The following is a 797-nucleotide window of genomic DNA, read 5'->3' on the forward strand; positions in this document are numbered from 1 at the left end:
ATCATCCGTGTCGGACACCGCTGACGCGGTGTCCTTGTCCTCTTCGACTCGACAGCAGCAGCTCAGCAGTATCAACAATCTCCTACAGAAGAGCGTACGAACGTTCGTGTTGGTTCCCGGAAACGGCCGAGTATAAATCGGTTTCGTACGTGTTTCTCGGCTGGACCGCCGTGTCGACTCCACCACGGCGACCGCCCTTGGTCCCCGCACGACCCGGGATCCGCGAGGACAACCGCTTTGGTCCCCGGCGGGACACGAACTGGTATGCATCGATCCCGACTCGACGAGATGCTCTCCGATATCGAGGCCGACGGTTACCTCCTCGACGCCTCACAGGACGACGCGAACCAGCTGTACCTCTCCGGGTTCACGGGCCCGGACCCGTTCGTGACGCTGTACGCCGACGGCGAGATCCACGTTCTCGTCAGCGGCCTTGAGTACGGACGAGCCCGGAACGAAGCGCTCGCCGACACGGTCGAGCGGCACGCCGACTACGACTACGAGTACGGGGGCCGCGAGGAACGGAACGACATGTACGCCGCGTTCGTCCGCGACAAGGGCGTCGACTCCGTCTTGATGCCGCCCCGGGGACCCGTCGGGACCGCCGACGCGCTTCGTGACCGTGGGATCGACGTGACCGTCGACGCCGACGATCGCATCCAAGAAGTCCGCGCCGTGAAGACCGACGAGGAGGTGTCCGCGATCCGCGCGGCGCAGGCGGCAAACGAGGCGGCGATGCGTCGGGCCGAATCGATGCTCGCCGCCGCCGACGTGGCGGACGAGAGCGACGACGCGGC

At 65.9% G+C, this 797-nt stretch carries 1 protein-coding gene; it reads left to right on the plus strand.

Annotation, left to right across the window (positions count from 1 at the left end; all coding sequences use genetic code 11):
• Positions 1 to 264 precede the first annotated feature (264 nt).
• On the plus strand, positions 265 to 797 hold a 533-nt coding region (locus ACFQEU_RS16970; RefSeq protein ID WP_379784052.1), incomplete at its 3' end, for an aminopeptidase P family N-terminal domain-containing protein.

This window comes from Halorubrum tibetense (assembly GCF_042661865.1).
GTDB lineage: Archaea > Halobacteriota > Halobacteria > Halobacteriales > Haloferacaceae > Halorubrum > Halorubrum tibetense.